The organism is Bacillus sp. F56 (assembly GCF_001748205.1).
GTDB classification, from domain to species: domain Bacteria; phylum Bacillota; class Bacilli; order Bacillales; family Bacillaceae; genus Bacillus; species Bacillus stercoris.
Map to the genome: position 1 here is coordinate 549,235 of NZ_BDFC01000004.1, position 24,499 is coordinate 573,733.

At 36.1% G+C, this 24,499-nt stretch carries 14 protein-coding genes and 3 pseudogenes; 11 read left to right on the forward strand and 6 right to left on the reverse strand.

Features of this window, described 5'->3' with window-relative positions; translation table 11 throughout:
- Positions 1-120 precede the first annotated feature (120 nt).
- On the forward strand, positions 121-2,763 hold the full coding sequence (lytD, locus tag BFW96_RS02950; RefSeq protein ID WP_069838590.1) for a beta-N-acetylglucosaminidase LytD: 2,643 nt from the start codon (positions 121-123) through the stop codon (positions 2,761-2,763).
- Positions 2,764-2,821: 58 nt separating this feature from the next.
- Here lytD and BFW96_RS02955 read toward each other — a convergent pair whose 3' ends face one another.
- The 3 genes from BFW96_RS02955 to tagA all read right to left on the reverse strand — a co-directional run bounded on the left by BFW96_RS02955 (position 2,822) and on the right by tagA (position 6,219).
- A complete protein-coding gene (locus tag BFW96_RS02955) occupies positions 2,822-4,150 on the reverse strand; it encodes a phage baseplate protein (RefSeq protein WP_069838591.1) in 1,329 nt (442 codons plus the stop codon).
- A 119-nt stretch (positions 4,151-4,269) separates the two neighbouring features.
- The gene (locus BFW96_RS02960) at positions 4,270-5,415 is read right to left on the reverse strand and encodes a CDP-glycerol glycerophosphotransferase family protein (protein WP_069838592.1); all 1,146 of its coding nucleotides are present in this window, start codon (positions 5,413-5,415) and stop codon (positions 4,270-4,272) included.
- 33 nt (positions 5,416-5,448) lie between these two features.
- Entirely contained in the window at positions 5,449-6,219 is a 771-nt protein-coding gene (gene tagA / locus BFW96_RS02965) for an N-acetylglucosaminyldiphosphoundecaprenol N-acetyl-beta-D- mannosaminyltransferase (protein WP_069838593.1), read from the reverse strand.
- A 400-nt stretch (positions 6,220-6,619) separates the two neighbouring features.
- On the opposite strand from tagA, the gene tagD reads away from it, so the two are divergent.
- The 5 genes from tagD (at position 6,620) to tagH (ending at position 14,035) form a co-directional block, all read left to right on the forward strand.
- A complete protein-coding gene (gene tagD, locus BFW96_RS02970; protein WP_003227921.1) occupies positions 6,620-7,009 on the forward strand; it encodes a glycerol-3-phosphate cytidylyltransferase in 390 nt (129 codons plus the stop codon).
- Between the two features lie 160 nt (positions 7,010-7,169).
- Entirely contained in the window at positions 7,170-9,188 is a 2,019-nt protein-coding gene (gene tagE, locus BFW96_RS02975; RefSeq protein WP_069838594.1) for a poly(glycerol-phosphate) alpha-glucosyltransferase, read from the forward strand.
- A gap of 11 nt (positions 9,189-9,199) precedes the next feature.
- Complete coding sequence (tagF, locus tag BFW96_RS02980) at positions 9,200-11,440, forward strand: teichoic acid poly(glycerol phosphate) polymerase (RefSeq protein WP_069838595.1); 2,241 nt, start codon at positions 9,200-9,202, stop codon at positions 11,438-11,440.
- A 164-nt stretch (positions 11,441-11,604) separates the two neighbouring features.
- Entirely contained in the window at positions 11,605-12,432 is an 828-nt protein-coding gene (gene tagG, locus BFW96_RS02985) for a teichoic acids export ABC transporter permease subunit TagG (protein WP_040081639.1), read from the forward strand.
- Between the two features lie 19 nt (positions 12,433-12,451).
- The gene (gene tagH, locus BFW96_RS02990) at positions 12,452-14,035 is read left to right on the forward strand and encodes a teichoic acids export ABC transporter ATP-binding subunit TagH (protein WP_069838596.1); all 1,584 of its coding nucleotides are present in this window, start codon (positions 12,452-12,454) and stop codon (positions 14,033-14,035) included.
- Between the two features lie 37 nt (positions 14,036-14,072).
- Here tagH and BFW96_RS02995 read toward each other — a convergent pair.
- Positions 14,073-14,657: pseudogene (locus BFW96_RS02995) on the reverse strand (UTP--glucose-1-phosphate uridylyltransferase); the annotation flags it as partial.
- A 517-nt stretch (positions 14,658-15,174) separates the two neighbouring features.
- On the opposite strand from BFW96_RS02995, the pseudogene BFW96_RS21385 reads away from it, so the two are divergent.
- The 4 genes and pseudogenes from BFW96_RS21385 to BFW96_RS22055 form a co-directional block, all read left to right on the forward strand.
- Positions 15,175-15,367: pseudogene (locus BFW96_RS21385) on the forward strand (adenylyltransferase/cytidyltransferase family protein).
- Positions 15,368-16,332: 965 nt separating this feature from the next.
- Complete coding sequence (locus BFW96_RS03005) at positions 16,333-17,673, forward strand: glycosyltransferase family 2 protein (protein ID WP_069838597.1); 1,341 nt, start codon at positions 16,333-16,335, stop codon at positions 17,671-17,673.
- 123 nt (positions 17,674-17,796) lie between these two features.
- A complete protein-coding gene (locus BFW96_RS03010) occupies positions 17,797-20,496 on the forward strand; it encodes a poly(glucosyl N-acetylgalactosamine 1-phosphate) glucosyltransferase (RefSeq protein ID WP_069838598.1) in 2,700 nt (899 codons plus the stop codon).
- Positions 20,497-20,658: 162 nt separating this feature from the next.
- Positions 20,659-21,070, forward strand: a pseudogene (locus BFW96_RS22055) (Teichoic acid translocation permease TagG); the annotation flags it as partial.
- Between the two features lie 116 nt (positions 21,071-21,186).
- Here the strand turns inward: BFW96_RS22055 and galU are convergent.
- Positions 21,187-22,065: a UTP--glucose-1-phosphate uridylyltransferase GalU gene (gene galU / locus BFW96_RS03015; protein WP_040081646.1), complete on the reverse strand. Its 879-nt coding sequence runs from the start codon at positions 22,063-22,065 to the stop codon at positions 21,187-21,189.
- A 246-nt stretch (positions 22,066-22,311) separates the two neighbouring features.
- Between galU and wecB the strand changes: the two genes are divergently transcribed.
- Complete coding sequence (gene wecB / locus BFW96_RS03020) at positions 22,312-23,454, forward strand: non-hydrolyzing UDP-N-acetylglucosamine 2-epimerase (protein ID WP_069838599.1); 1,143 nt, start codon at positions 22,312-22,314, stop codon at positions 23,452-23,454.
- Positions 23,455-23,494: 40 nt separating this feature from the next.
- Here wecB and tagU read toward each other — a convergent pair whose 3' ends face one another.
- Complete coding sequence (tagU, locus tag BFW96_RS03025; protein WP_040081649.1) at positions 23,495-24,415, reverse strand: polyisoprenyl-teichoic acid--peptidoglycan teichoic acid transferase TagU; 921 nt, start codon at positions 24,413-24,415, stop codon at positions 23,495-23,497.
- Between the last annotated feature and the right edge of the window lie 84 nt (positions 24,416-24,499).

Here is a 24,499-nt window from a genome sequence, read left to right on the forward strand (position 1 = left end):
CACTTCGAGATTAAGTTTTTTTTATTAGAAAATGGAAGTGATTCACCTATAAATGAAGCATGCGCGTGCCGATAAATAAACTAGTTTTATATACTCATAGAAGAAGAAAGAGGAGAAGGAATGAAAAAGAGATTAATCGCACCTATGCTTCTATCCGCCGCGTCCCTTGCCTTTTTTGCCATGTCTGGTTCCGCCCAGGCCGCCGCGTATACCGACTACTCCATATATAAGGTAGAGCCGTCGAATACGTTCAGTACAGAAAGCCAAGCCTCACAAGCTGTCGCCAAACTGGAAAAAGATACTGGCTGGGATGCATCCTATCAGGCTTCAGGCACAACAACGACCTACCAAATTTCCGCCTCAGGCATTCATAGCGACTCAGAAGCGAAAGCAATACTGAGCGGACTCACCAAACAGACATCGATTACCGGAACGTCAAGTCCTGTCGGAAGCAAACAGCCATATGTCACCATCTCGTCAGGTGCCATTTCCGGAGAAAAACAGGCCAACACAATCCTGGCAAAGCTGAAGCAGGAGACGGGAGTAGCTGGCGCTGTAAAAGCGTACGGAGCACCTCAGCCCTATATGAATGTCATGACATCAGACATTGCTGATGAGACAAAAGTCAAGGCGCTTATCCAGAGCCTGGCTAAGCAAACGGGGATTAAAAGCTCGTATCAGCCCATCACACACTCGGTGTCTGTTACAACCATCCAGTCAGGCACAATCGTCGGAGACAGCAGAGCAGCGCAGATCAAAAGCGCCTTTCAAAAGGAATCGGGGCTGCAGGCATCATTAAAGGAAACGGTGAAAGGACAAGCCTATTATACGTTTACAACTGCCGCCATTTCAGGTGAAGCGAATGCCAAAACTCTATTGCAGCAGCTGAAACAGAGCACTGGCATCACAGGCAGCTACAAGTCAATCAATCAAAAAACAACCATTGAGTCATACAATGTCCAATCAGCTTATTTCAAAGGCCTGAATACAGTAAAGGACGCCATCAGCCAGATCAAGAAAAACACCGGCTTATCCGGCAGTTACCAACAGGTTGGAAAAAGCACATCATATACCGTGAATATGAAAGGGATAACAAAACAGCAGCTCCAAAAAGTAGATACTTTCTTTAAAAAGAAAAAATGGCATTATACGTCATCCAGCGTCAAAAAAACAACAACGTCTGCGGCTTACCAAATCACGACAGCAAAGATGTTAGGCGAGCAGCAAGCAAACAAAGCAGCAGCCTTCTTTGCTCAGAAAAAAGTAAAAGCCACAAAAACAACAGCTGGAACTACAGCAGAAAATCAATATCAGCTCATCTCAGAAGAAACATCAGACCAATCAAAAGTCACAAAGGGATTGAACTTATTAAAGAAAAATCAGCTGAGTGCTTCTGCGAAATCAGTCAAAAAACAAATAGCTGACACATTCAAGATCACAACTGAATCTCTGCTTGATCAAACGAAAGTCAATCAGGCACTCACGTTTTTCAAGTCGAATCATATATCAGCAGCAAGCCAGAAAACCGGCCAGTCGGCAGCAAGCAGCTATCGAATCACAACTGAAGCCATCATCAGCCAAGAAGACATTGACCGCGTTTTAGCATTTTTTAAACAAAACAATATCGCCGGCACTACGGCAAAAACCATTGAAACGGGATATACACAATACAAAATCGTGACAGCCCAGCTCAGCAGCAAAACTGCATTGAACAATGGGTTAACCTATCTTAAATCGCAAGGTTTAACTCCTAGCTACACAACGAAAAGCAATACGCTTTATAAAATCAGCGTAAACGAACAGTTCACAGGCAATGATACAGCTGCTGCGGCATCATCGAAGCTAAAACAATTATACGGATGGGCATCATCTATCGTGAAAGTCAAAAACGGCCCGCAAATCATGAAAACAAATTACAATCTCTCGGTTCGTGATATGGTCCAAAAACAAATGACAGTAAGTCCGCAAACAGACGGGGCGGCTTACGTATCGCTCACGTACATTAATACAGCAACATCAACCGTTATGGCTGATGCACTAAATATCCGGTCAACGCCGGAAGTCAGCCCGACGAACGTGATCGGCCAATTTAAAAAAGGCGATAAGGTAAAAATCATCGGCCAGGCAAACGGCTGGGCCAAAATTAATTTAGGCTGGCGAAACGCAAGCAGTGATGAAGTGGTTCAATACGTGGACCCGAATAACTTTTCCAGAGACAGCAAGTACTACTTCCAATTTCTCAAGCTGTCACAGACGGCCGGACTAAACGCTACTGAAGTCAATCAGAAAGTGCTTGCGGGTAAAGGCATCCTGACAGGGAAAGCAAAAGCATTTATCGATGCCGCCAATAAATACGGCATCAACGAGCTGTACTTAATCTCACATGCTCTCCTTGAAACAGGCAATGGAACATCTGATTTAGCCAATGGCTTAACCTATAACGGAAAAACCGTATATAACATGTACGGAATTGGCGCCTACGACAGCAACCCAAATTACTACGGCGCTAAATACGCGTACGAGCAAGGCTGGTTCACACCAGAAGCGGCCATTATCGGCGGAGCCAAATTCATAGGCTCATCGTATATTCACAACACAGCCTACAATCAGGACACACTGTACAAAATGAGATGGTCAGCTACAGCGACACACCAATACGCAACAGACATCGGCTGGGCGTACAAACAAGTAAACCGCATGTACAGTCTGTACTCATTGCTGGACGGTTACACACTTTACTTTGATGTTCCGGAATATCAATAAAAACTAAGAAAGTTGCAAATAGGCTGTAGCTATTTAATAGCTACAGCCTATTTGTTCATCACACCTCAATCTTGTCCGCAACAATCATAAAAGTACTCATTCTTGAAGCATTTGAGATGGCTGCATCATCAGGTCTAATTTTTGTGCTCCCTTTCATAAAACCTATTTCAAGTACATTTGATTTTTCTCCGCCGGCAAAGTACCAGGACCCCATTCGGATATCCTTTTGTTTTAATCGGAAATCTCCTTCTATCGATTGATGCAGTAAACTAATATAGCGTTCATTTAATGTGACTTGCAAGTTTCCATCTGCATTGATAGTAATATTTCGGACTAAATTTGATGTGTAAGATGGTAAATAACCTGAAGTCGGAACCATCCATTTTTTGTTTTGAGCATTATATTCTAAAATGAAGGTTTGAATAAATGGTTGAAATCTTTCAGGAGGTGTATCTTTGTGCCCCACCGTTTTTAATAAAGGGGACCGAAGCATAGGCACATGATTCATAAAGTTTTCATAAGAATGATACGCATAAATTCTGCTTATACGATTTCCTTCTTTTCCACTTGTAATTCCTACCATTAATGATTTTGCCCCGGTTTCAGGATTGGTGTACATACAGATCCCTTCCGGTTCACGGAAGTTATTCTCATATCTAGTGGACAAGTCTTTGCCAACAGTAATTTCTTTTTGCAGCACTATTTTATTATCGGAATCAAATACAGTTATGAGATTCGGATAGCTCTTGCTGTTTGTATCTCCTGTATACCAATATAAATAACCGTCATCTAAAAAGAAACCTTGTAAATAATGAAGTTCGTCAGGAATGTTAATAGTATAAAGAGGATTGTTTTTATTTGCTATTGCATCGTCCAGATTAAAGATTGTCACCCACTGTTTATTATTATTATTTTTTGTATCGTATTGTCTAATTGCCAACTGTCTATTCTTCATATCAAGAGCAGGTGTAACCCTATGATCGAAAGGCATATTCGAGAATCGCTGAAGTTCTTTAGAATTTTCATCTAAAGTCGCGCCTGCTTTATATGGAAAACAAACTAATTCACTTTTATCTGTTTCGTTTGGTTTATCGTATAGTGACCAAATATAAATGGTGCCATTACGGTTTTCAATTCCTATATTTGTACCATGACCTCCATGTTTCAACAGCATGCTGTCTAATTGTAATCCTTCAAGAGATAGACGAGTTATGCGATAGCTTTGGGTATTGTCTTTTCCTAATCCGCTTGCGACTTGGGTTGTATAAATTTGGTGGTTTTTCTCATCAAAATTGAATGATTGAAGTACGGTTTTGTCTGCTACACGAAGTTCAGTAAATAATTTTGGTGTGATGTTGGTGAAATCAAACAGTTCTTTTTTTCTCATGAATTTACCACCTCTATAATTATTTGCTGCCATAAGCAACTAAATACATTAAACCAAACATACGTTCGCTAGTCAAGAGAAAAAAGAACACTTGTTCTGTGTTGAACAAGTGTCAGGATTTAGCTCATTAAATTTTCGACGAACAGCAATAAGTTTCCACTTGAGTTTCCTTTAGAATACTTATTCCATCTATCGGAAAAATTTTTTATTTTGGAATAATTAAATGGTGTTTGTATTTCATTTATTAATGTTTCCCTGTCGCAGCAGGCCTTTCCAGGTATTATGGAAAGATAATGATCAACCAATCCCCGCTTCTCTTGATAAAGTTTTAAATCATAAGTATAAAAAAGAATGGGTTTATTTAAAATCGAAAATTCAAATGGAATGGAAGAATAGTCAGTAATTAATATGTCTGCAGCCATGAGCAGATCAAACAAGGCATAATTAGAAACATCTTTAATATAATCACTAGAATATTTAATAGTTATATTGTTTTGAATGGCGGGATGCAACTTAACAAATAAAACATATTCTTCTTTTAGCTGATGAATTAATTGTTTTTCTGTAAAGGGCAATTGAATTGATTGCATATCATAGTCCCTAAACGTCGGTGCATATAGGATTATCTTCTTTCTTTGTTTGTTTAGAGTAGCCGAATTATTCTTCTTGTTTTCTTTGTAATAAGGATCTGTTAAAGGCATACCTATTTTTAAAATTTGATGATCTTTTACACCGAAAGATTTCTTAAAGATATCTGCCATTTCTTCAGATCCAACAGTTAAATAATCATACGAATTATATACTTTTTTGAATCTTTTAATATCAGCTTTTGTCCGTTGCAGATTTGTAATGTCTTCCAAACCAAATTTTTTGAGTGAGCCATTTGCGTGCCATACCTGAATGCATTTTGTTTGCTTCCGCTTATTTAACACACTTGTTAATAGAAAGTAATTATCTGTTATAACTACTTTACTGTTAAACATTAGGTATACAGCTTTAATGAGATGGAAAGGGTTTTTTTCTTGTAATAAATACGCATCTACATTAGGGAAGCTCTCGGCAATAGACGAGGCCTGTTGGGTATACAGGATATTAAGTTTATATGAGTATTGTCCTTGTTCATATTCCTCCAGAATCGCTTTTGCGTTTGCTTGGAATGAGATCAGGAGGGTCACTTTGCCTTCGGGTTTCACCCATTGCAGAAAAAAGGCGATTGCCGATAAAAAATACAAGTAGCAATTCGCCAGTAATGATCTTATTTTCATTTTTATCAATCCATTTATAAAAAAGTTTTCGTTTTATATCTGTTTTGTATGATCTTTTTCAGGCTTTGGATAGAAAGTTTTTTTGTTTTTTTCTTCTTTTAAAACTGTTAAAGCATACTTAGGGATGCTTAGCATTCTTTTCCATCGCCATGGATTCAAGATTAAACGGTAGAACCATTCTAAATTTAAACGTATCATCCAGGAAGGAGCGCGTTTGACATTACCGCTAAATACATCAAAGCTTCCTCCAAGACCGATAGATACGGCTTTAGGGAACAAATGTCTGTAGTTATGAATGAATTTCTCTTGATGAGGATACCCTAAAGCTACGAATACCATGTCAGGATTTGCTTTGGCGATTTGCTTTGCCACTAGGGTGCGATCTTGAACATAACCGTCTGAATAACCTGCGATTTTAATGTTAGGGTATTCGGAAGAAATTTTGGATACAACACCTTTGATAACATCTTTCTTCGCACCGTACAGAAATATACGTTTTTTCTTTTTGTCAGCAATGCCAAGAAGCTCTTTAAAAACATCGTAACCTGCAATTCGGGACTGAAGCCTGTTGTTAGTCAAACGTGACATCATGACTACACCGATCCCATCAGGCAAGATGAAGTTTGAAGAAGATAGTACATCAAAGTAGTCCCGATCTTTAATAGCTGCAAATGCAATTTCAGGGTTGACTGTGGAAATGACAGCACCGATCTTTTGATCAATATAATGTTTCTCTAAGTAATTGATAAATGATGTTAAGTTACTGTTAACATAAGGAATATTGTGAATAGTCTCTGTTTGCATGTCTGGCTCCTCCTTCCTTTAAGATTCTATTTATATAGTTAAAAACCGAGAGTTTCTGAAAGCAAAATCAAGCTATCTTATATTTTAACACAAATCTTCAACAAAGGATTAACATTATCTTTACATTAAATTTAAATATGTTTCCAATTTTACAATTGAATGAACGAATGAACAACAGTCCTTGGTGCTAATGGGGTCTGAATGTAATTACATATTTTGGAATGTTTTTCTCCTTGTGAGTACTTAACCTTTTTTAGGCGGTATGCTATAATTAATGATCAGTGAAGACATACGAGAAATATGTCGATATAAGGAACACAAACAGGTTTTTTAGAATTTAATCGCTAACGTCAGTAGTGTTTTTAATAGTGTTTAACATTAGGAAGGAGAGTTTCTTTAAATGAAAAAAGTTATCACATATGGAACTTTTGATTTATTGCATTGGGGTCACATTAAATTGCTTGAGCGTGCAAAGCAGCTTGGTGATTATTTAGTTGTTGCTATTTCAACGGATGAATTCAATTTACAAAAGCAAAAAAAAGCTTATCACAGCTATGAGCACCGTAAATTAATTTTAGAAACCATTCGATATGTGGATGAAGTAATCCCTGAGAAAAACTGGGAACAAAAAAAGCAAGATATTATTGATCATAATATTGATGTTTTTGTTATGGGGGATGACTGGGAAGGTAAATTTGACTTTCTCAAGGATCAGTGTGAGGTTGTTTACCTCCCAAGAACTGAAGGCATCTCTACAACAAAGATCAAAGAGGAAATTGCTGGTTTATAATTTAGGATCCTGATATCATTGGTTCAATATCTAATTAAAGTACTTCTTATTGAAATAAGAAGTACTTTTTGATGCTTGCATTGGTTTTTGTGGCTAAAGTGTCCGGGTAGATATAAATTTCAATGATCATTTATTCTAGATGCCGAAAGGGAGTAATAAATTGTCATTACATGCGGTGAGTGAATCTAATATAAAAAAAATTCCTGACATGGATTATTATTTTATCTCTGGCGGACTGCCAAGTAATTATGGCGGTCTGACGAAATCATTATTATTGCGTTCTAAATTATTCGGAGAAGAGTGTAACCAAAACACCTTTTTCTTAACGTTTCGTTTTGATTTAGAGTTGTCTTCAAAGATTGATGAATTGTACAGCAACGGTAAGATTGATGAAAAATTCACAAAAGTTATTAATCTATTCGATGATTTTTTAAGTAAAAGAACAAATGAGAAAAGATCATATGATGAAAGGATAGGCCTTGACCAGGTGAAAAAGCAAGTAGGCATGGGGAAGTTTGCGAAAGCCATGTCAAGATTACTTGGTAAGAATAGTAATGAAATTTCTGTATCCTATTATGGAGATGGAGAGACTATCCGTTATGTCGACTATTGGAACGATAAAAACCAGCTTATAAAGAGAGAGGAATATACCAAGAACGGAAACTTAGTTCTCGTTACTCATTATGATGTGCAGCTAAACAAGATGTATCTGCAGGAATATATTAATGACAAAAATCAAGTATATTTAGACAAACTCTATGTATGGAACAATGAAGAAAAAGATGTTCAATTATCTCATATTATATGGTACTCCCTTGAAGGTGAGATAAAAGTAAAAGATGAATCGGAACTGCGTCAATATTGGATAGAATATCTGCAAAAAGAAAATGATAAACCTAAGTTGTTTTTAGTGGACAGCAGACCGCAAGACAAACATGTGTTTAAAGTGAAAAAATCACCTTCTTCCTATTATGGAGCAATTATTCATAACAAGCATTACGGCAACAATAAATATCAAATTAAAGGCCGCTATAAAGAAGTATTTAGCCAGATGTATAATTTAGACGCTATCTTTTTTATAACTGAGGAACAGCTAGAAGATTTTAAATTGATCTCAGGGGAACAAGAGACGTTTTTCTTTACTCCGCATACAATTGATAAGCCCCTTGATCCTGCTGTATTGAATGTGCCGAGTGAAAAATACAAAGCTGTAATTATTTCAAGACTTGCATCTATGAAGAATCTGGTACATGCAGTAAAAGCATTTAGTCTAGTCGTGAAAGAAATTCCTGAAGCAAAACTAGATATATTTGGATCGGGTGAAGATTTCGAAAAAGTAAAAAAAGAGATTGAAGATACTAAACTGCAGAATAATGTCTTTTTGAAAGGCTATACAGATAACCCTGACGCAGAGTTTCAAAAAGCTTGGCTAACCATTTCAACCTCTCACTTTGAAGGATTCGGTCTATCAAATATGGAGGCACTGAGCAATGGGTGTCCAGTTGTAACATACGATTATGATTATGGAGCAAGGAGTTTAGTGACTGACGGAGTAAATGGGTATGTCATTGAACAGTATAATATAGAGAAATTGGGTCAAGCTATTATTTCTTTGATGAAAGACGAAAGTACTCATCAGAAATTTTCAGAACAAGCCTTTAAAATGGCTGAAAAATATTCAAGACCCAACTATATTGAAAATTGGGCTTTCGCTCTTAATCAGATGATTGAAGTGCGTGTAGAGAGAGAGAAGTTCTCTAAAAAGGTTGGAAAAAAAGATCCTTCTATTAGTTCCTATACTGAGGATTTTGATAAAACTAAAATAGAAATTGACATTGAGAACTTTGATCATGATGATATTAAAAAAATAAGTTTAGTGGGCTTGGACAGAAAGAATAAGGCCGAAATTATTTCAACAAACTTACAAAATGATCAACTGTTTGCAATTGATCTGGAAAAAGATGTGGATATCGAAAAGATAGCGGCTAATAAAACCAAAGTCATTGATTTTTATATTCTTTTCAATGCAAATAACCATATTAAAACAATGCGAAGACTTTCGAGTGAAGAAACAGAGTTGTCAGGAAACAGTATAGACACGAATGGCTATAGAGTAGAGTCCTATACAACAGTAAAAGGCAATTTCTCTTGGAGGGTCACAGAAATAAAAGAGAGTTAATATTTTGGGTAATGTCCTTAGTAGTTGACACTAATAAAAGGAAGCAAAAAGGAAAGAGCTTTTATACAGAGGAGCAGAAAAAAGTAATGATTGAAAACACTGTGATTAAATGTATTTTGAAAAGCTTGAAAAACAATTTAGGAAATCTTGAATTGTTGATCTCAATTGATTCAGAACACCAGTTTTTAGAAGATCACCAGTTATTTTTAAAGCTGAAAGAGAGACGTTCAGGAACAGAATCTGAATTTCCACTTCAAAACACTGGCTCATTAGAGTATAAAGCTGAGGTAAATGCTCATGTATTGCCTATGCCTGTTGAAATGGGACAAACATATGATTTTTATGTTGAATTTCGACAAAAACATGAAGATGCGGAGCAGGAACCACTCTTGAAGCGTCTTACTACTGAAGTAAAATCAATTGAGCGCGCCTTTCATGTCGATCAAACCACAGAACTTTTGATTTTACCTTATACAACTGATAAAGGCAACTTTTCTATTAAGGTGAAAAGAGAGGCCAAAATCATCAGATTTGATCAAATCGAGATTAGCTCTAAAGAAATAAGCATAATAGGTTATGCGGGCTACCTGAGTTCTGAAAATCAATACCGGATAAAAAACTTGAACCTTATTTTAAAAAAGGGTGGAGAAACACCGATTGAGGAAAAGTTTCCAATCAAGCTAGAAAGAAAAACACATGGGCTTGAAAATATGAGAGCAGACGGTTTTGTCCCGGAACTGTATGATTTTGAAGTGAAAGTGCCTTTAAAAGAAATTCCTTTCTCAAATGAAAAACGTTATGTTTATCGTCTTTTTATGGAATATATTTGCATTGACGAAGAAGGAACGGATATTCAGTTTAACAGCACTGCTCTTGTTCTAGGAAATCGAAAAAACAAATTAAAAGGACTAGTAAGTGTTATAAAAACAAACAACGCACCAGTTCGTTACGAGGTCTTTAAGAAAAAGAAAAAGCAGACTCTAGGTATCAGAGTAAACGACTACAGCCTTAAGACAAGGATTAAATACTTTGTTAAAGGAAAGAAGAAGAGATTAGTATCAAAAATAAAAAAAATCACGAAATTGAGAAACAAGATTATCACTAAAACATACAAATCACTATTCGTGATGGCTAGCACAATGCCAGTTAAAAGGAAAACAGTCATTTTTGAAAGTTTTAATGGGAAACAATACAGTTGTAACCCGAGAGCGATTTACGAATATATGCGGGAAAACCACCCTGAATATAAAATGTATTGGAGTGTAAACAAACAATATTCAGCGCCATTTGACGAAAAGGGAATTCCTTATATTAATCGCCTCTCATTAAAATGGCTCTTCGCTATGGCAAGAGCTGAGTATTGGGTTGTTAACAGCAGGCTTCCATTATGGATTCCGAAACCTAGTCATACAACATATTTACAAACATGGCATGGCACACCTTTAAAAAGATTGGCAATGGATATGGAAGAAGTCCATATGCCTGGTACAAACACCAAAAAATATAAAAGGAATTTTATCAAGGAAGCTTCTAATTGGGATTATTTGATTTCGCCAAATGGTTATTCAACTGAGATCTTTACACGGGCATTCCAGTTTAACAAAACAATGATTGAATCTGGATACCCTAGAAATGATTTTCTTCATAATGATAATAATGAAGAAACAATATCATTGATAAAGAGTAGATTAAATATACCTCGTGATAAAAAGGTCATTTTATATGCCCCTACATGGAGAGATGATCAGTTCTATGCAAAAGGGCGTTATAAGTTCGATCTTGATTTAGATTTGCATCAACTTAGACAAGAGCTTGGAAATGAATATATCGTAATCTTAAGAATGCATTATCTGGTAGCTGAGAATTTTGATTTAGGTCCTTTTGAAGGATTTGCATATGATTTTTCTGCTTATGAGGATATTCGAGAATTGTATATGGTTTCTGATTTGCTGATTACTGATTATTCTTCTGTATTCTTTGATTTTGCAAATTTAAAACGGCCAATGCTTTTCTTTGTCCCTGATATCGAAACCTACCGGGATAAGTTGCGTGGCTTCTACTTTGATTTTGAAAAAGAAGCTCCTGGTCCATTGGTAAAAACTACTGAAGAAACGATTGAGGCTATCAAGCAGATCTCATCGCCTGATTATAAGCTTCCGGTTTCTTTTGGTCCTTTTTATGATAAGTTTTGCTATTTAGAGTCAGGACGTTCATCAGAAAAGGTAGTTAATACTGTATTTAAAGCTGAATAATTTGCGTTATTCTGTAAAATGTATAGCTGTCGATATTTCGGCAGCTTTTTAGATACTTGTTGAGAAGTGAAAAAAAATGCAGGATCTGTTACAATAGTCAGCGGTGCTTTCAAATTTTCAAACGAAAGATTCCCAAAAACAATTAAGTCTAAGGAAGATAAAAAATGAATGATTTGTTGCGAATACTCAGAGAGCAAATAACGTCATTTCCTTTAATTTTAAGATTGGCGGCTTATGAAACCAAGTCTAAATATCAAATGAATTATTTAGGTGTCTTATGGCAGTTCTTAAATCCGCTTATCCAAATGCTGGCCTACTGGTTCGTTTTTGGTATGGGGATTAGAAAGGGCGGTCCTGTGGCAACCGGAGCGGGCGAAGTGCCTTTTATTATTTGGATGCTGGCGGGATTAATCCCATGGTTTTTCATCAGTCCAACTATACTTGATGGCTCAAACAGTGTATTTAAGCGCATTAATATGGTGGCTAAAATGAACTTTCCGATTAGTTCTCTACCATCCGTGGCCATTGCGTCTAACTTATTTAGTTATATGATTATGATGGGAATTTATATCATTGTACTACTAGTTAATGGTGTTTTCCCGAGTGTGCATTGGTTACAATATATTTATTACTTCATCTGTATGATTGCTTTTATGTTTTCTTTTAGTTTGTTTAACTCAACGATCAGTGTGCTGATTAGGGATTATCAATTTTTGCTGCAGGCCGTAACAAGACTTTTGTTTTTCTTGTTGCCAATTTTTTGGGATGTTAATGCGAAACTCGGCCATAGCCACCCCGAATTAGTGCCTGTTCTGAAGTTGAATCCACTATTCTATATTATTGAAGGATTTCGGAACAGCTTCTTAGACGGGGCGTGGTTTTTCCATGACATGAAGTACACGCTGTACTTTTGGTTGGTCACATTCCTTTTATTGTTAGTGGGTTCTATCCTGCATATGAAATTCAGAGACAAGTTTGTTGACTTTCTTTAATACGTAAGGAGATTGTACGATGAAACTAAAAGTTTCGTTTCGAAATGTTTCAAAGCAATATCATTTGTATAAAAAACAATCGGACAAGATTAAAGGGTTGTTTTTTCCGGCTAAGGATAATGGTTTTTTTGCTGTGCGGAATGTCTCCTTTGACGTGTATGAGGGAGAGACAATCGGTTTTGTAGGGATAAATGGATCAGGGAAATCGACCATGTCTAACCTGCTGGCTAAAATTATTCCGCCGACCAGCGGTGAAATTGAAATGAACGGCCAGCCGTCGCTGATTGCGATTGCTGCCGGTTTAAATAACCAATTAACAGGCCGGGACAATGTCCGGCTCAAGTGTTTGATGATGGGGTTAACCAATAAAGAAATTGATGATATGTATGACAGCATCGTTGAATTTGCTGAGATTGGCGATTTTATTAATCAGCCGGTTAAAAACTATTCGAGCGGGATGAAGTCGCGTCTCGGTTTCGCGATTTCCGTGCATATTGACCCTGACATCTTAATTATTGACGAAGCGCTCTCCGTAGGGGACCAAACGTTTTATCAGAAGTGCGTAGACAGAATAAATGAGTTTAAAAAGCAAGGAAAAACCATATTCTTTGTCAGCCACTCGATCGGTCAGATTGAAAAGATGTGTGACCGCGTCGCTTGGATGCACTACGGCGAGCTTCGTATGTTTGATGAAACAAAAACGGTTGTGAAAGAGTATAAAGCGTTTATTGACTGGTTTAATAAGCTCTCGAAAAAAGAAAAAGAGACATATAAAAAAGAGCAAACGGAAGAGCGGAAGAAAGAAGATCCTGAAGCGTTTGCCCGTTTCCGCCAAAAGAAGAAAAAGCCAAAATCATTGGCTAATGCGGTTCAAATTGCTATTTTGTCTATCCTGACTGTATTCATGGCAGGAACGATGTTTTTTAATGCCCCGCTTCGTACAATTGCTTCGTTTGGCGCTATCCCGCAAAATGAAGTGAAGAATCATCATGGCAATGCAAAGGGCAAGTCAGAGGAACGCTTAACCGCAGTTAATAAGCAAGGGTTTATATCAAATGAAAAAGCCCCTGCTTATAAGGATCAAGGTTTAAAACAGAAGGCTGACGTTACACTGCCATTCGGTACAGAGGTGACGGTAGCTGCAAAAGGCAAACAAGCAGCGAAAATAAAGTTTAACGGACAGTCTTATTTTGTGAAAAAGAGCGCTGTTGCAACTAATATGAAACATGCTAAATTGCATGCCGCTGCCTTTACGCCTTATGTCTCGCAAAATGCAGCATCTTCCTATGAATACTTTCTGAAATTCCTGGGAGACAGCAGCAGCAGCATCCAATCGAAATTGAATGGATATACTGAAGGAGATACAACTGACGTCAGAAAAACGTTAGATTTTGATTATGAAAAAATCAGCTATGTACTGGAGAATGATAAGGCATCAGAGCTTATCTTCCATAACATTTCTTCTGTTACGCCGGCGTCATTGTCTTTAAGTGACAGTGATGTATTGTATGACAGCAGCAAGAATCGTTTTCTTGTGAATACAGCTGATCTTGTCTTCGCAGTTGATAATGAAGAGCATACACTGACCTTGATGTCGAAATAAAAAAGGCTATTGGATGAATGTCCAATAGCCTTTTTGTTTAGATTTCTTCTTTGTTTAGTAAACCTTCCATAAATGGAACGAGCTGATCACGAAGCTCTTTATCCTGCATCGCAAATTCAAGAGTGGTTGTGATAAAGCCGAGCTTTTCACCAACATCATAACGCTTGCCTTCAAAATCGTAAGCAAACACTCTTTGAATTTCATTCAGCTTCTGAATAGCGTCTGTGAGCTGAATTTCTCCGCCGGCGCCAACCTGCTGCTCCTCTAAGTACATGAAGATCTCAGGCGTGAATACGTAACGGCCTAAGATGGCAAGGTTAGAAGGTGCTGTGCCTTTAGGCGGCTTCTCAACGAAGTTTTTCACCTGATAACGGCGGCCTTCACTTGTCAGCGGGTCGATAATGCCGTAACGGTGTGTTTCTTCTTCAGGCACCTGCTGAACACCGATAATAGAAGAAAGTGTTTTTTCATATTCATCCATTAATTGGCGCAATCCTGGTGTTTCTGCCTGAACAATATCGTCTCCAAGCAGAACCGCAAACGGCTCATCGCCGATAAAGTTACGCGCGCACCAGACAGTGTGTCCGAGACCTTTAGGTTCTTTTTGGCGGATATAGTGAAGGAAACTTATCACTTTTTTCAGAAGTGTTCAATTTTCCCTTTACCTAATCGAGTAATTGGTTTCATTTGTATCATATCGACAAAAAAACATGTGTAGTAGTTTAATTAAAGTCCCTTAGCCTGAAAAGACTTTACTATATCTTACCCAAAATTTTTAGGAACTACGTATTACAATTCGTTCCCGTTTTGACGATGAATTAATATGAGGAGGGCGTACAAAATAAATGACGTAGCAGAAAGAAAATCATTACACTTAAAAACGCGACAAAATCGATTCTTTCGGAATAGAAAACTTTTTGTAATGAGTATAGATAAGATGTCAGATGTATGTAAAAAATATACATCAATACAACTATGTTGTCAAAAAGTGCTGAGGATTTACATTTTTAAAGAGTCTTAACTTTTATAGGAACATATGCTATTATTGTTTATTATTAATGGAACGAAAACAATCAGTTAAGGGTTTTTGTTTTTGCTGGCAAACTCAGTTGAAAACGGTTGGAAGGTGATGTTATCTAATGAAGAAAGTGATACGTACGGAACGTTTGATTTATTTCACTACGGACATATGAAGCTACTGGAAAGAGAAAAAATCTGGATGATTGCTTAATCGTACGATTGTCTACAAAGGAATACTATGAGGCCATTTACCTTCCAAGAACAGAAGGCATTTCACCTACCCAAATCAGAAAAGACATGGCTAGTCTATAGAAGCGAATAACTAAAAGAGGCTTGAAGTAAATTCAGTTGCTTCTTTTTTTCTTGTTTGCGCAAATATTAATCTTCACTCTTTTAAGGAGTTCATGATGAAATATTTTATTATTGCAGAAGTTTACTAGTTAGAGTTATTCAGTTCTGTTTGAAATTTTTGCCCTTTGCCAAGAAACAATAAATTAATTTTTTGAAAGCTATTCTGTAAACAGTTTAGCTGCAATCCCCGAGCAATTTACGAATATCTGCTATAAAAAGGTTTTCTGTTAAGTGGATTTGGTATATGGCTACTGCTAAATATTGGATTGCAAACAGCCTGCTGCCTTTATGGATTCCAAAACCCAAAAACACATTGTAAGTGCAAACGTGGCACGGCACTCTGTAAAAAACTAGATATGATAAAGGCGAAGTGCACATGCCCGGAACCACAACTGAAAAGTATAAGCAGCTGCAGGAAGCCAGCAATGGGATTATTTAATTTCACTAATGCTTACTCGACTAAATTTTCATACGTGCATTTCAATAGGGAAGTTTTGAAAACAGGTTATCCGAGAAATAACATTCTATATTTATCAAATAAGGAATTAGAGAAAAATAATTTAATATGCACCAATTTTGCGGGATAATGAATTTTAAGAAAGTTGGCCAGTATAAATTTAAACTTTGATTTGATTAGAGGAAATGAAGAGAGAACCTTGGAGACTCTGTGGTTACAATTTAATTTAGGTAATTGTATTTTTGTATTTGATCTTCCAACTTATCGAGACTCCATGGTTTCTACTTTAATTTTCAACAGAATACGCCAGGAAACTTGGTTCAAACAAGTAAAGAACTTAGTTCCCATAATCCTTTTATAGATAATAACTATCAGGATTTTTATAATGAATTTTTGTAATTTAGAAGATGGCAAGGCTTCTAAAGAGCAGTTGAACGATACTTTAACTTCTAAATAAAGAGGTATTAACATGTTTTCTATCATAATGCCAATATATAATTCCGAGAATTATTTAAGGGACTCAATAGAGAGTGTCATTAACCAGTCAATTGGATTTAAGGAAAATATAGAACTGATATTAATAGATGATGGCAGCATTGACAGCAGTCCTCAAATTTGTAAATTCTTTAAAAACCTATATCCTAATAATATTAAAGTCTTGAAAATTGAAAATTCTGGACCTTCTGCTGCAAGAAATTATGGGTTATCAAATGTAAGTGAAAGATCTAAAATCATTGGTTTTCTTGATTCTGACGATGTATTCTCTCAAAATGCGCTGCAAAGTGTTTATAATTTTTTTTGTGATTCCGAAGATGTAAATATTGCCGTATTACCTATTTATTACACAGGTGAAAAAGAAGGCGAACATAAATTAAATAATAGATTTGAAAAAGGAACTAGAGTTATAAATATTCTAAACGATTATAAGGCTATTCATTTTTATATTGGCGGTACTTTTTACAGAAGACATATACTAAATAGTACTGCCCCGTTTGATGAAACTATAAAGTTTTGGGAAGACGCTATCTTTTTTAATCAGTTATTGTTGAAAGAAAAAAGATACGGAGCAGTTGCAGAAGGTAAGTATTTTTATACAAAACGAAAAGAACAGAACTCATTAGTTGATCGTTCATGGTTTAACAAAAAAAGGTACACATATTTGTTGAATGCATGTTATATGACTTTGTTGATGGATTCAATAAAAAAATATGATATAGTTCTGCCTTATTTGCAATTTTTAATTGTATATCATATGAAACTGTTTTTATATCCGAACTATAGAAATATTTATAAGTCTGTTTTAGATCAACAAGAGCAAAAAAAATTTGTTGATGATTTTATTAAAATTTTAAGATTTATTGAACCACAAATAATAAAAGAACAAGATATGCCCATGTACTATAAAGAATTTATGTATCACTTATTAGAAGCAAATACAGATGCTCTTGAAAATATAAAAAAAGAAAGAGTACTACAAAGTTCATGTACTATTACCTCGACAAAAATAAAAGGGCTTAAACTTGAATTAACAGGGCACTTTATTAACCAGTATTATGAGATGCAAGAAAATGATGGAGTTTATATAAAATATTTTAATAGATTAAAAAAATGCAAACGAGAAGAACTGAAAAAAACAATTGAAGTATGGGGATATAAATTAAGAGATTTTAGACATGCTGGCTTTATTGTAGAAATCCCAATTTGGGCCTTTGCATTTGACTTTGTCCTAAAAACACCAAATGATGCTTTAGAACTTAACCATGTAAACATTTTTAAAAGTTTGCTTACAAGGGTTTTTAAAAAAAGATAAAGAGTGCTTTTCATATATTTTACTAAATTAAAATTGTTTACGAAAATTAGTACTCTCTTTGGTTCTTACTTTTATTTACCCGGATTCTTATTCGTATAAACATTATGTTAGGAGTAATCTTTTATGAACGAAAAGAGTTTTAACTATGATTTCAGTGTTATAATGCCGATTTATAATGTTGAGTTATATCTAACTGAAGCTATAGAAAGTATCATTAATCAGACTGTAGGTTTTAAGAATATTCAGTTAATACTTGTAAATGACGACAGCCCTGATGAAAGTGAAATCATTTGTAAAGAATATGCCCAAAAATATCCCAATAACATTATATATGTAAAAAAACAGAATGGCGGAGTGAGCAGTGCCCGAAATTATGGATTAAAGTATGCTGAAGGTAGATATATTCAATTTTTGGATCCAGATGACTTAGTTTCAAAAGAAACTTTCGAAAATGTTTTAACTTTCTTTGAACAACATAAGAATGAAATTGATATTGTAGCAATTCCTATTTTTTTTGAAGAAGGAAGAACGGGAGAACATAATCTAAATAACAAGTTTTCTTGTACAAGAATATTGGATGTGGAAAAAGAACCACAGTATATATTAACCCATTGCTGTTCTACATTTATAAAAAAAGAAGCCTTAAAAAATATCAGATTTGATGAAAACTGTAAAATAGGTGAAGATGCAAAGCTAGTCAATTTAATTATATCGCGAAAGAAAAAATATGGGCTGGTTAAGGAAGCCAAATATCACTATAGAGTCAGAGAAGATGGATCTTCTGCCATGCAAACAGCTAAGGCTAATAAGAATTGGTTTAACCATTCACTTAATACCTTCTCCAAGAGTTTAATTGATATCACAAAGAATCATGAACAGAAAATACCGTTGTTTCTTCAATATATGGTTATGCATGATTTGAAATGGAAATTATTGATCAAGGATATTAGTGAAACACCCCTAGATGAAGATGAATACCAAGAATTTATAACGTTGATTCGAGAGGTACTATCGTATATTGACGATGATGTCATAATTGATACACAAAGTGTAAGCCATTTTTATCTGTATCATGCTTTGAAATTAAAGCACGGTGAAAATTATAGTAAGTATGTATATGAAAAAGAAACTGAACAAGATTATTTTTTATATAGAGAAGATGAAGTTGTTTCGAAATTATCGAATCAAACTCTAACTATTGAGATTTTAGAAGAAAATAAGGATTCTCTTCATATTGAAGGATTTTGGAGCTCTCTCTTTAATTCTAAAGGCTTTAATTTTTATGCTAAAATTGGAGAAACAAAAATAAAAGCAAAGAAAATAAAAAGAAGTCATAACGATTATATAAGTTTAGGAGAGGTAATAAAAAAATATCCTGGTTTTTCTATAGATATTCCCAAAAACTATCTTTCTGGCAATAACCATATTGAATTTTTTATAGCTAAAGGTAAAAAAAGAAAAATGGCAAAGCTTCGATTCTTTAAGTATTCAGGCTTGTCAAATGACCTATTTAACGCTTATACAGCTAAAAAGGATTATATCTTTTATTATAATTATAAAAAATTAATGTTCGAAAAAAACAATGTTAAAAATAGATTTATAAAAGAGTTTTGTTTCTTAAAATCCCTTCATAAATCAGGGGGAAAATCAAAAAAACGAAAATCAGCGATTAAGAAGGCACTTGTGGCAAGAATAGCACACCATGTTTTCACTATTTTTAATAGAAAACCAGTATGGTTATTCATAGACAGACAAGACAAAGCTGATGATAATGCCGAGCACCTCTTTAAATATGCAATCAACAAGAATGATGGAGTAAAAAAATACTTTATAATAAAAAAAGATAGCAAGGATTACGACAGAATTAAAAAATACGGAAAGGTTATACCATACAGATCTTTTAGACATAAAATTTTAACCTTATCCTCTTCCAAAGTAATATCGACACATGCAGATATATGGGTTGTAAATCCATTTTTCAATATGGAGATTTATTTTAGAGATTTATTTAATTTTGAGTTTGTCTTTTTACAGCATGGAATAACAATGGCTGATCATTCTGAATGGTTAAACAAATACAGCAAGAATATCAAATTATTAGTCACTTCAGCAAAACCTGAATACCGGTCTATTGTAAAAGGGAATTACAATTATAAAAGAGAAAACATCTTTTTGGGTGGATTTCCGAGATACGATAATCTTACGAAGAGTGAAGGGGAAAAGCAGCTTTTAATAATGCCGACTTGGAGAAAAGATATTGTATTACCGAAAGATCAGGCAAAAGGAGTCAGACCGTACAACCCCAAATTTAAAGATAGTGAATACTTTGTTAGGTACAATGCCTTGATTAATGATGAGCGGCTAATCGAATTTGCTAAGAACAATAATTATAAAATAACTTTCTTCCCACACCCAGACATTCAGCAACAGATTGAGGATTTTGAAAAGCATGAGTATGTGGAGTTTGCCGACTATAACAGCAGCTATCAAATGTTATTTAACTCTTCTAATATAATGATTACTGATTTTTCATCAGTTGCGTTTGATTTTGCATACGAGAAAAAGCCTGTGATCTATTATCAATACGAAAAGTCATACCATTTTAAACTTGATTACTATGATTATAAAAAAATGGGGTTTGGTGATGTAATAGAAGATCATAATAGCTTAGTTGATAAAGTTATCTATTATATGAAAAACAATAGTCGTATGGAAGAGAAGTATAGAAAAAGAGTAGATAACTTTTTTGCATATACTGATAAAAATAATAGAAAGCGGATTTATAATGCTATTTTGCAATTAGACAATATTAAAAATTGCTAAATGAGCTTGGATTTGGTCTTTAATGACACTTTAAAATTATGTGAGAAGTTTTGCGAGACTTCTCTTTACTTTTAAAAAAAACTCAACATTTGTTACAATATTCACCGATACTTTTAAATTTCTTTAACCTAAAAATCCAAAAAAACATTATGAATTTTTTAAAATCCTCTCATTCAAATGTTGGCGTAACTGGTTTGTATTTGGTATGGGATCCGTAACCGGTCATAACAGGTATCGGAGGAGTGCTTTTTATCGTTTAGATATTGGCTGGTTTGATTCTATGGTTATTTATTAGCTCGACGATTCTTGATGGATCAAACAATGTGTTTAAACGGATCAATATGGTCGCGAAATTCAATTTCCGATCAGTTCACTGCCTTCTGTTGTAATTGCTTCAAATTTAATTAGTTAAATTGTAATGATGGTTGTTTATGTCATTGGTCTTTTTGCAAGCGGTATTTACTTAGCTTGTATTGGATACAATATATTTACTATTTCATCTGCATGATTGTATTTATGTTTTCATTCATTTAGTTTGTTTAACTCTACAATCAGTGTACTTGTCAGATATTATTAATTTTTGCGGCGGGCCGCTGATCAGGTTTTTGCAGTTGATAATGAAAAACATACACTGACTTTGATACCTAAATAAAAAAAGGCTATTGGATGAATGTCCAATAGCCTTTTTGTTTAGATTTCTTCTTTGTTTAGTAAACCTTCCATAAATGGAACGAGCTGCTCGCGAAGCTCTTTATCCTGCATCGCAAACTCAAGAGTGGTTGTGATAAAGCCTAGCTTTTCACCAACATCATAACGCTTGCCTTCAAAATCGTAAGCAAACACTCTTTGAATTTCATTCAGCTTCTGAATAGCGTCTGTGAGCTGAATTTCTCCGCCGGCGCCAACCTGCTGCTCCTCTAAGTACATGAAGATCTCAGGCGTGAATACGTAACGACCTAAGATGGCAAGGTTAGAAGGTGCTGTGCCTTTAGGCGGCTTCTCAACGAAGTTTTTCACCTGATAACGGCGGCCTTCACTTGTCAGCGGGTCGATAATGCCGTAACGGTGTGTTTCTTCTTCAGGTACCTGCTGAACACCGATAATAGAAGAAAGTGTTTTTTCATATTCATCCATTAATTGGCGCAATCCTGGTGTTTCTGCCTGAACAATATCGTCTCCAAGCAGAACCGCAAACGGCTCATCGCCGATAAAGTTACGCGCGCACCAGACAGCATGTCCGAGACCTTTAGGTTCTTTTTGGCGGATATAGTGAATGTCAGCCAGGTTAGAAGCCTTTTTCACTTTTTCAAGCAGTTCGGTTTTCCCTTTTTCTTCCAGGTTTCTTTCAAGCTCAGGGGAGTAATCAAAATGATCCTCGATTGCACGCTTGCTTTTTCCTGTTACGATAATAATATCTTCAATACCGGCTTCAACAGCTTCTTCAATTATGTATTGAATGGTAGGTTTGTCAACGATAGGAAGCATTTCTTTCGGCATTGCTTTCGTAGCCGGGAGAAAACGTGTTCCTAAGCCTGCTGCTGGAATTATGGCTTTACGTACTTTTTTCATTTAAAAGGCACCTTCCTTATGATCGAAAAAATTTATGGTTAAACTATTCTCTATTTACCCTTTTCATTATGTTTTTACACATTTTTATGATATAGGATAAACCATTTTTAAACAAGCTTTATCCTTAATATTAAAAACTCATATCATTTTATTTGAATCAAGGATGAAATGATTTAAAATACTACATTTTCATGTAGAATATGTAGTATGAATTTATTTACTATAGCAGAAAATCAGGTGACAAATATGAAAAAACTAAAAGTTATGACCGTTTTCGGGACTAGGCCTGAAGCGATCAAGATGGCACCTCTAGTGCTTGAATTGAAAAAATATCCTGAAATAGATTCCTACGTAACGGTCACTGCACAGCACAGACAAATGCTCGATCAGGTGTTAGATGCGTTTCACATCAAGCCTGACTTCGATTTGAACATTATGAAGGAGCGGCAGACACTGGCAGAGATTACGTCCAACGCACTTGTGAAATTGGATGAGCTGTTTAAAGATATCAAACCCGATATTGTGCTTGTCCATGGTGATACGACGACGACGTTTGCCGGAAGCCTAGCAGCTTTTTATCATCAAATTGCTGTCGGCCATGTCGAGGCAGGGCTCCGTACAGGGAATAAGTATTCCCCATTTCCGGAAGAGCTCAATCGCCAGATGACAGGAGCGATTGCTGATTTGCATTTTGCCCCGACAGGCCAGGCGAAAGACAATTTATTAAAAGAAAATAAAAAAGCCGATTCTATTTTTGTAACGGGAAACACAGCGATTGACGCACTTCGCACAACGGTTAGGGACGGCTATTCACATCCTGTCCTCGATCAGGTGGGCGATGATAAGATGATTCTGCTGACCGCGCACCGCCGGGAAAACTTGGGTGAGCCAATGGAAAACATGTTCAAGGCCATCCGCAGAATTGTTGAGGAGTTTAACGATGTACAGGTCGTTTACCCTGTGCACCTGAATCCTGTTGTCCGGGAAGCGGCGCAGAAGCATTTTGGCGATTCGGACAGAGTGCATCTGATTGAACCGTTAGAAGTGATTGATTTCCATAACTTTGCGGCAAAATCGCATTTTATTCTGACAGATTCGGGCGGTGTGCAGGAGGAAGCTCCGTCTCTCGGAAAGCCGGTGCTTGTTCTGCGTGATACGACGGAACGGCCTGAAGGAGTGGAGGCGGGAACACTGAAACTTGCAGGGACGGATGAGGAAAACATTTATCAGCTGACAAAACAGCTGTTAACTGATCATGGTGAGTACAAGAAAATGTCCCACGCTTCTAATCCGTATGGAGATGGAGAGGCTTCCCGCCGGATTGTGGAAGAATTACTGTTTCATTACGGGTATAGGAAAGAGCATCCGGATTCATTTACAGGAAAATAAAAAAGAAGCTTTGCACATTGTGCGAAGCTTCTTTTTTGTTTTACTTTTCGAGGCTTTCCTTCAGCTCTTTTGTGATATCTGAAAGTGCGCTTTCATCAGCTTGGTAGTAGTAAATTCCATTGATTTTAGTGCCTGTGCCTTTCAGTTCGTGCTGTTTAATCTTTTTACGCGCGCCTTTGTAATCGGATTGGATATCCCACATGTCATCGAAGGTCAAGTTCGTTTTCACATTATTTTCAACGACTTTAAACATATCTCCGAATTTCGTGATGGATGAAATATTTGCGCCTTTATTAATGATTCCTTCTATGACTTGTCGCTGTCGGTCCTGGCGTCCGAAATCGCCTCTCGGATCCTCTTTTCTCATCCGGGTATAAGCGAGCGCTTCTTTTCCGTTCAGCGTGATTTCTCCTTTGCCGAACGAATAACCGTCATAGCTGAACGCGAATGTGCTGTTTACTGTGACGCCGCCAAGTGTATCAACAACGTCTCTAAAGCTTTCCATGTTCACTTTTACAAAATAATCAACTGGAACATCGAGGAAGTTCTCAACCGTGTCAACCGTCATCTGCGTGCCGCCGAAAGCGTATGAATGGTTGATTTTATCCATTGTGCCTTTTCCGATAATTTTTGTATACGTGTCACGCGGAATGCTGACCATGTCGGTTGTATTCGTTTTTGGGTTAACGGTCATATAAATGAGCGTATCGGCACGGCCTTTATCGCCGTCGCGTTCATCCACACCCATGATTAAGACGGAAAAAGGATCCTTTTTATTGATACTCACCTCTTTATCCCGCTTTTTCGATTTATCAATGCTTTCATGAATACTTGCCACGGTTGATGCTGCTTTATGCCATAAGTAGTATGCATAGCCGCCAGTTCCGAGTACAAGAAGTCCGATAATCGTTAAAATTGTCAGTAATAAAGTTTTTTTCTTCTTTCTGCGTTCGTTCCTCATCCTTTGCACCTCGTCTGTTAAATTATTTTCATTATGAGTTAAATTTCCAACAAATACAACTCTATTTAATACAAGAATGAAATC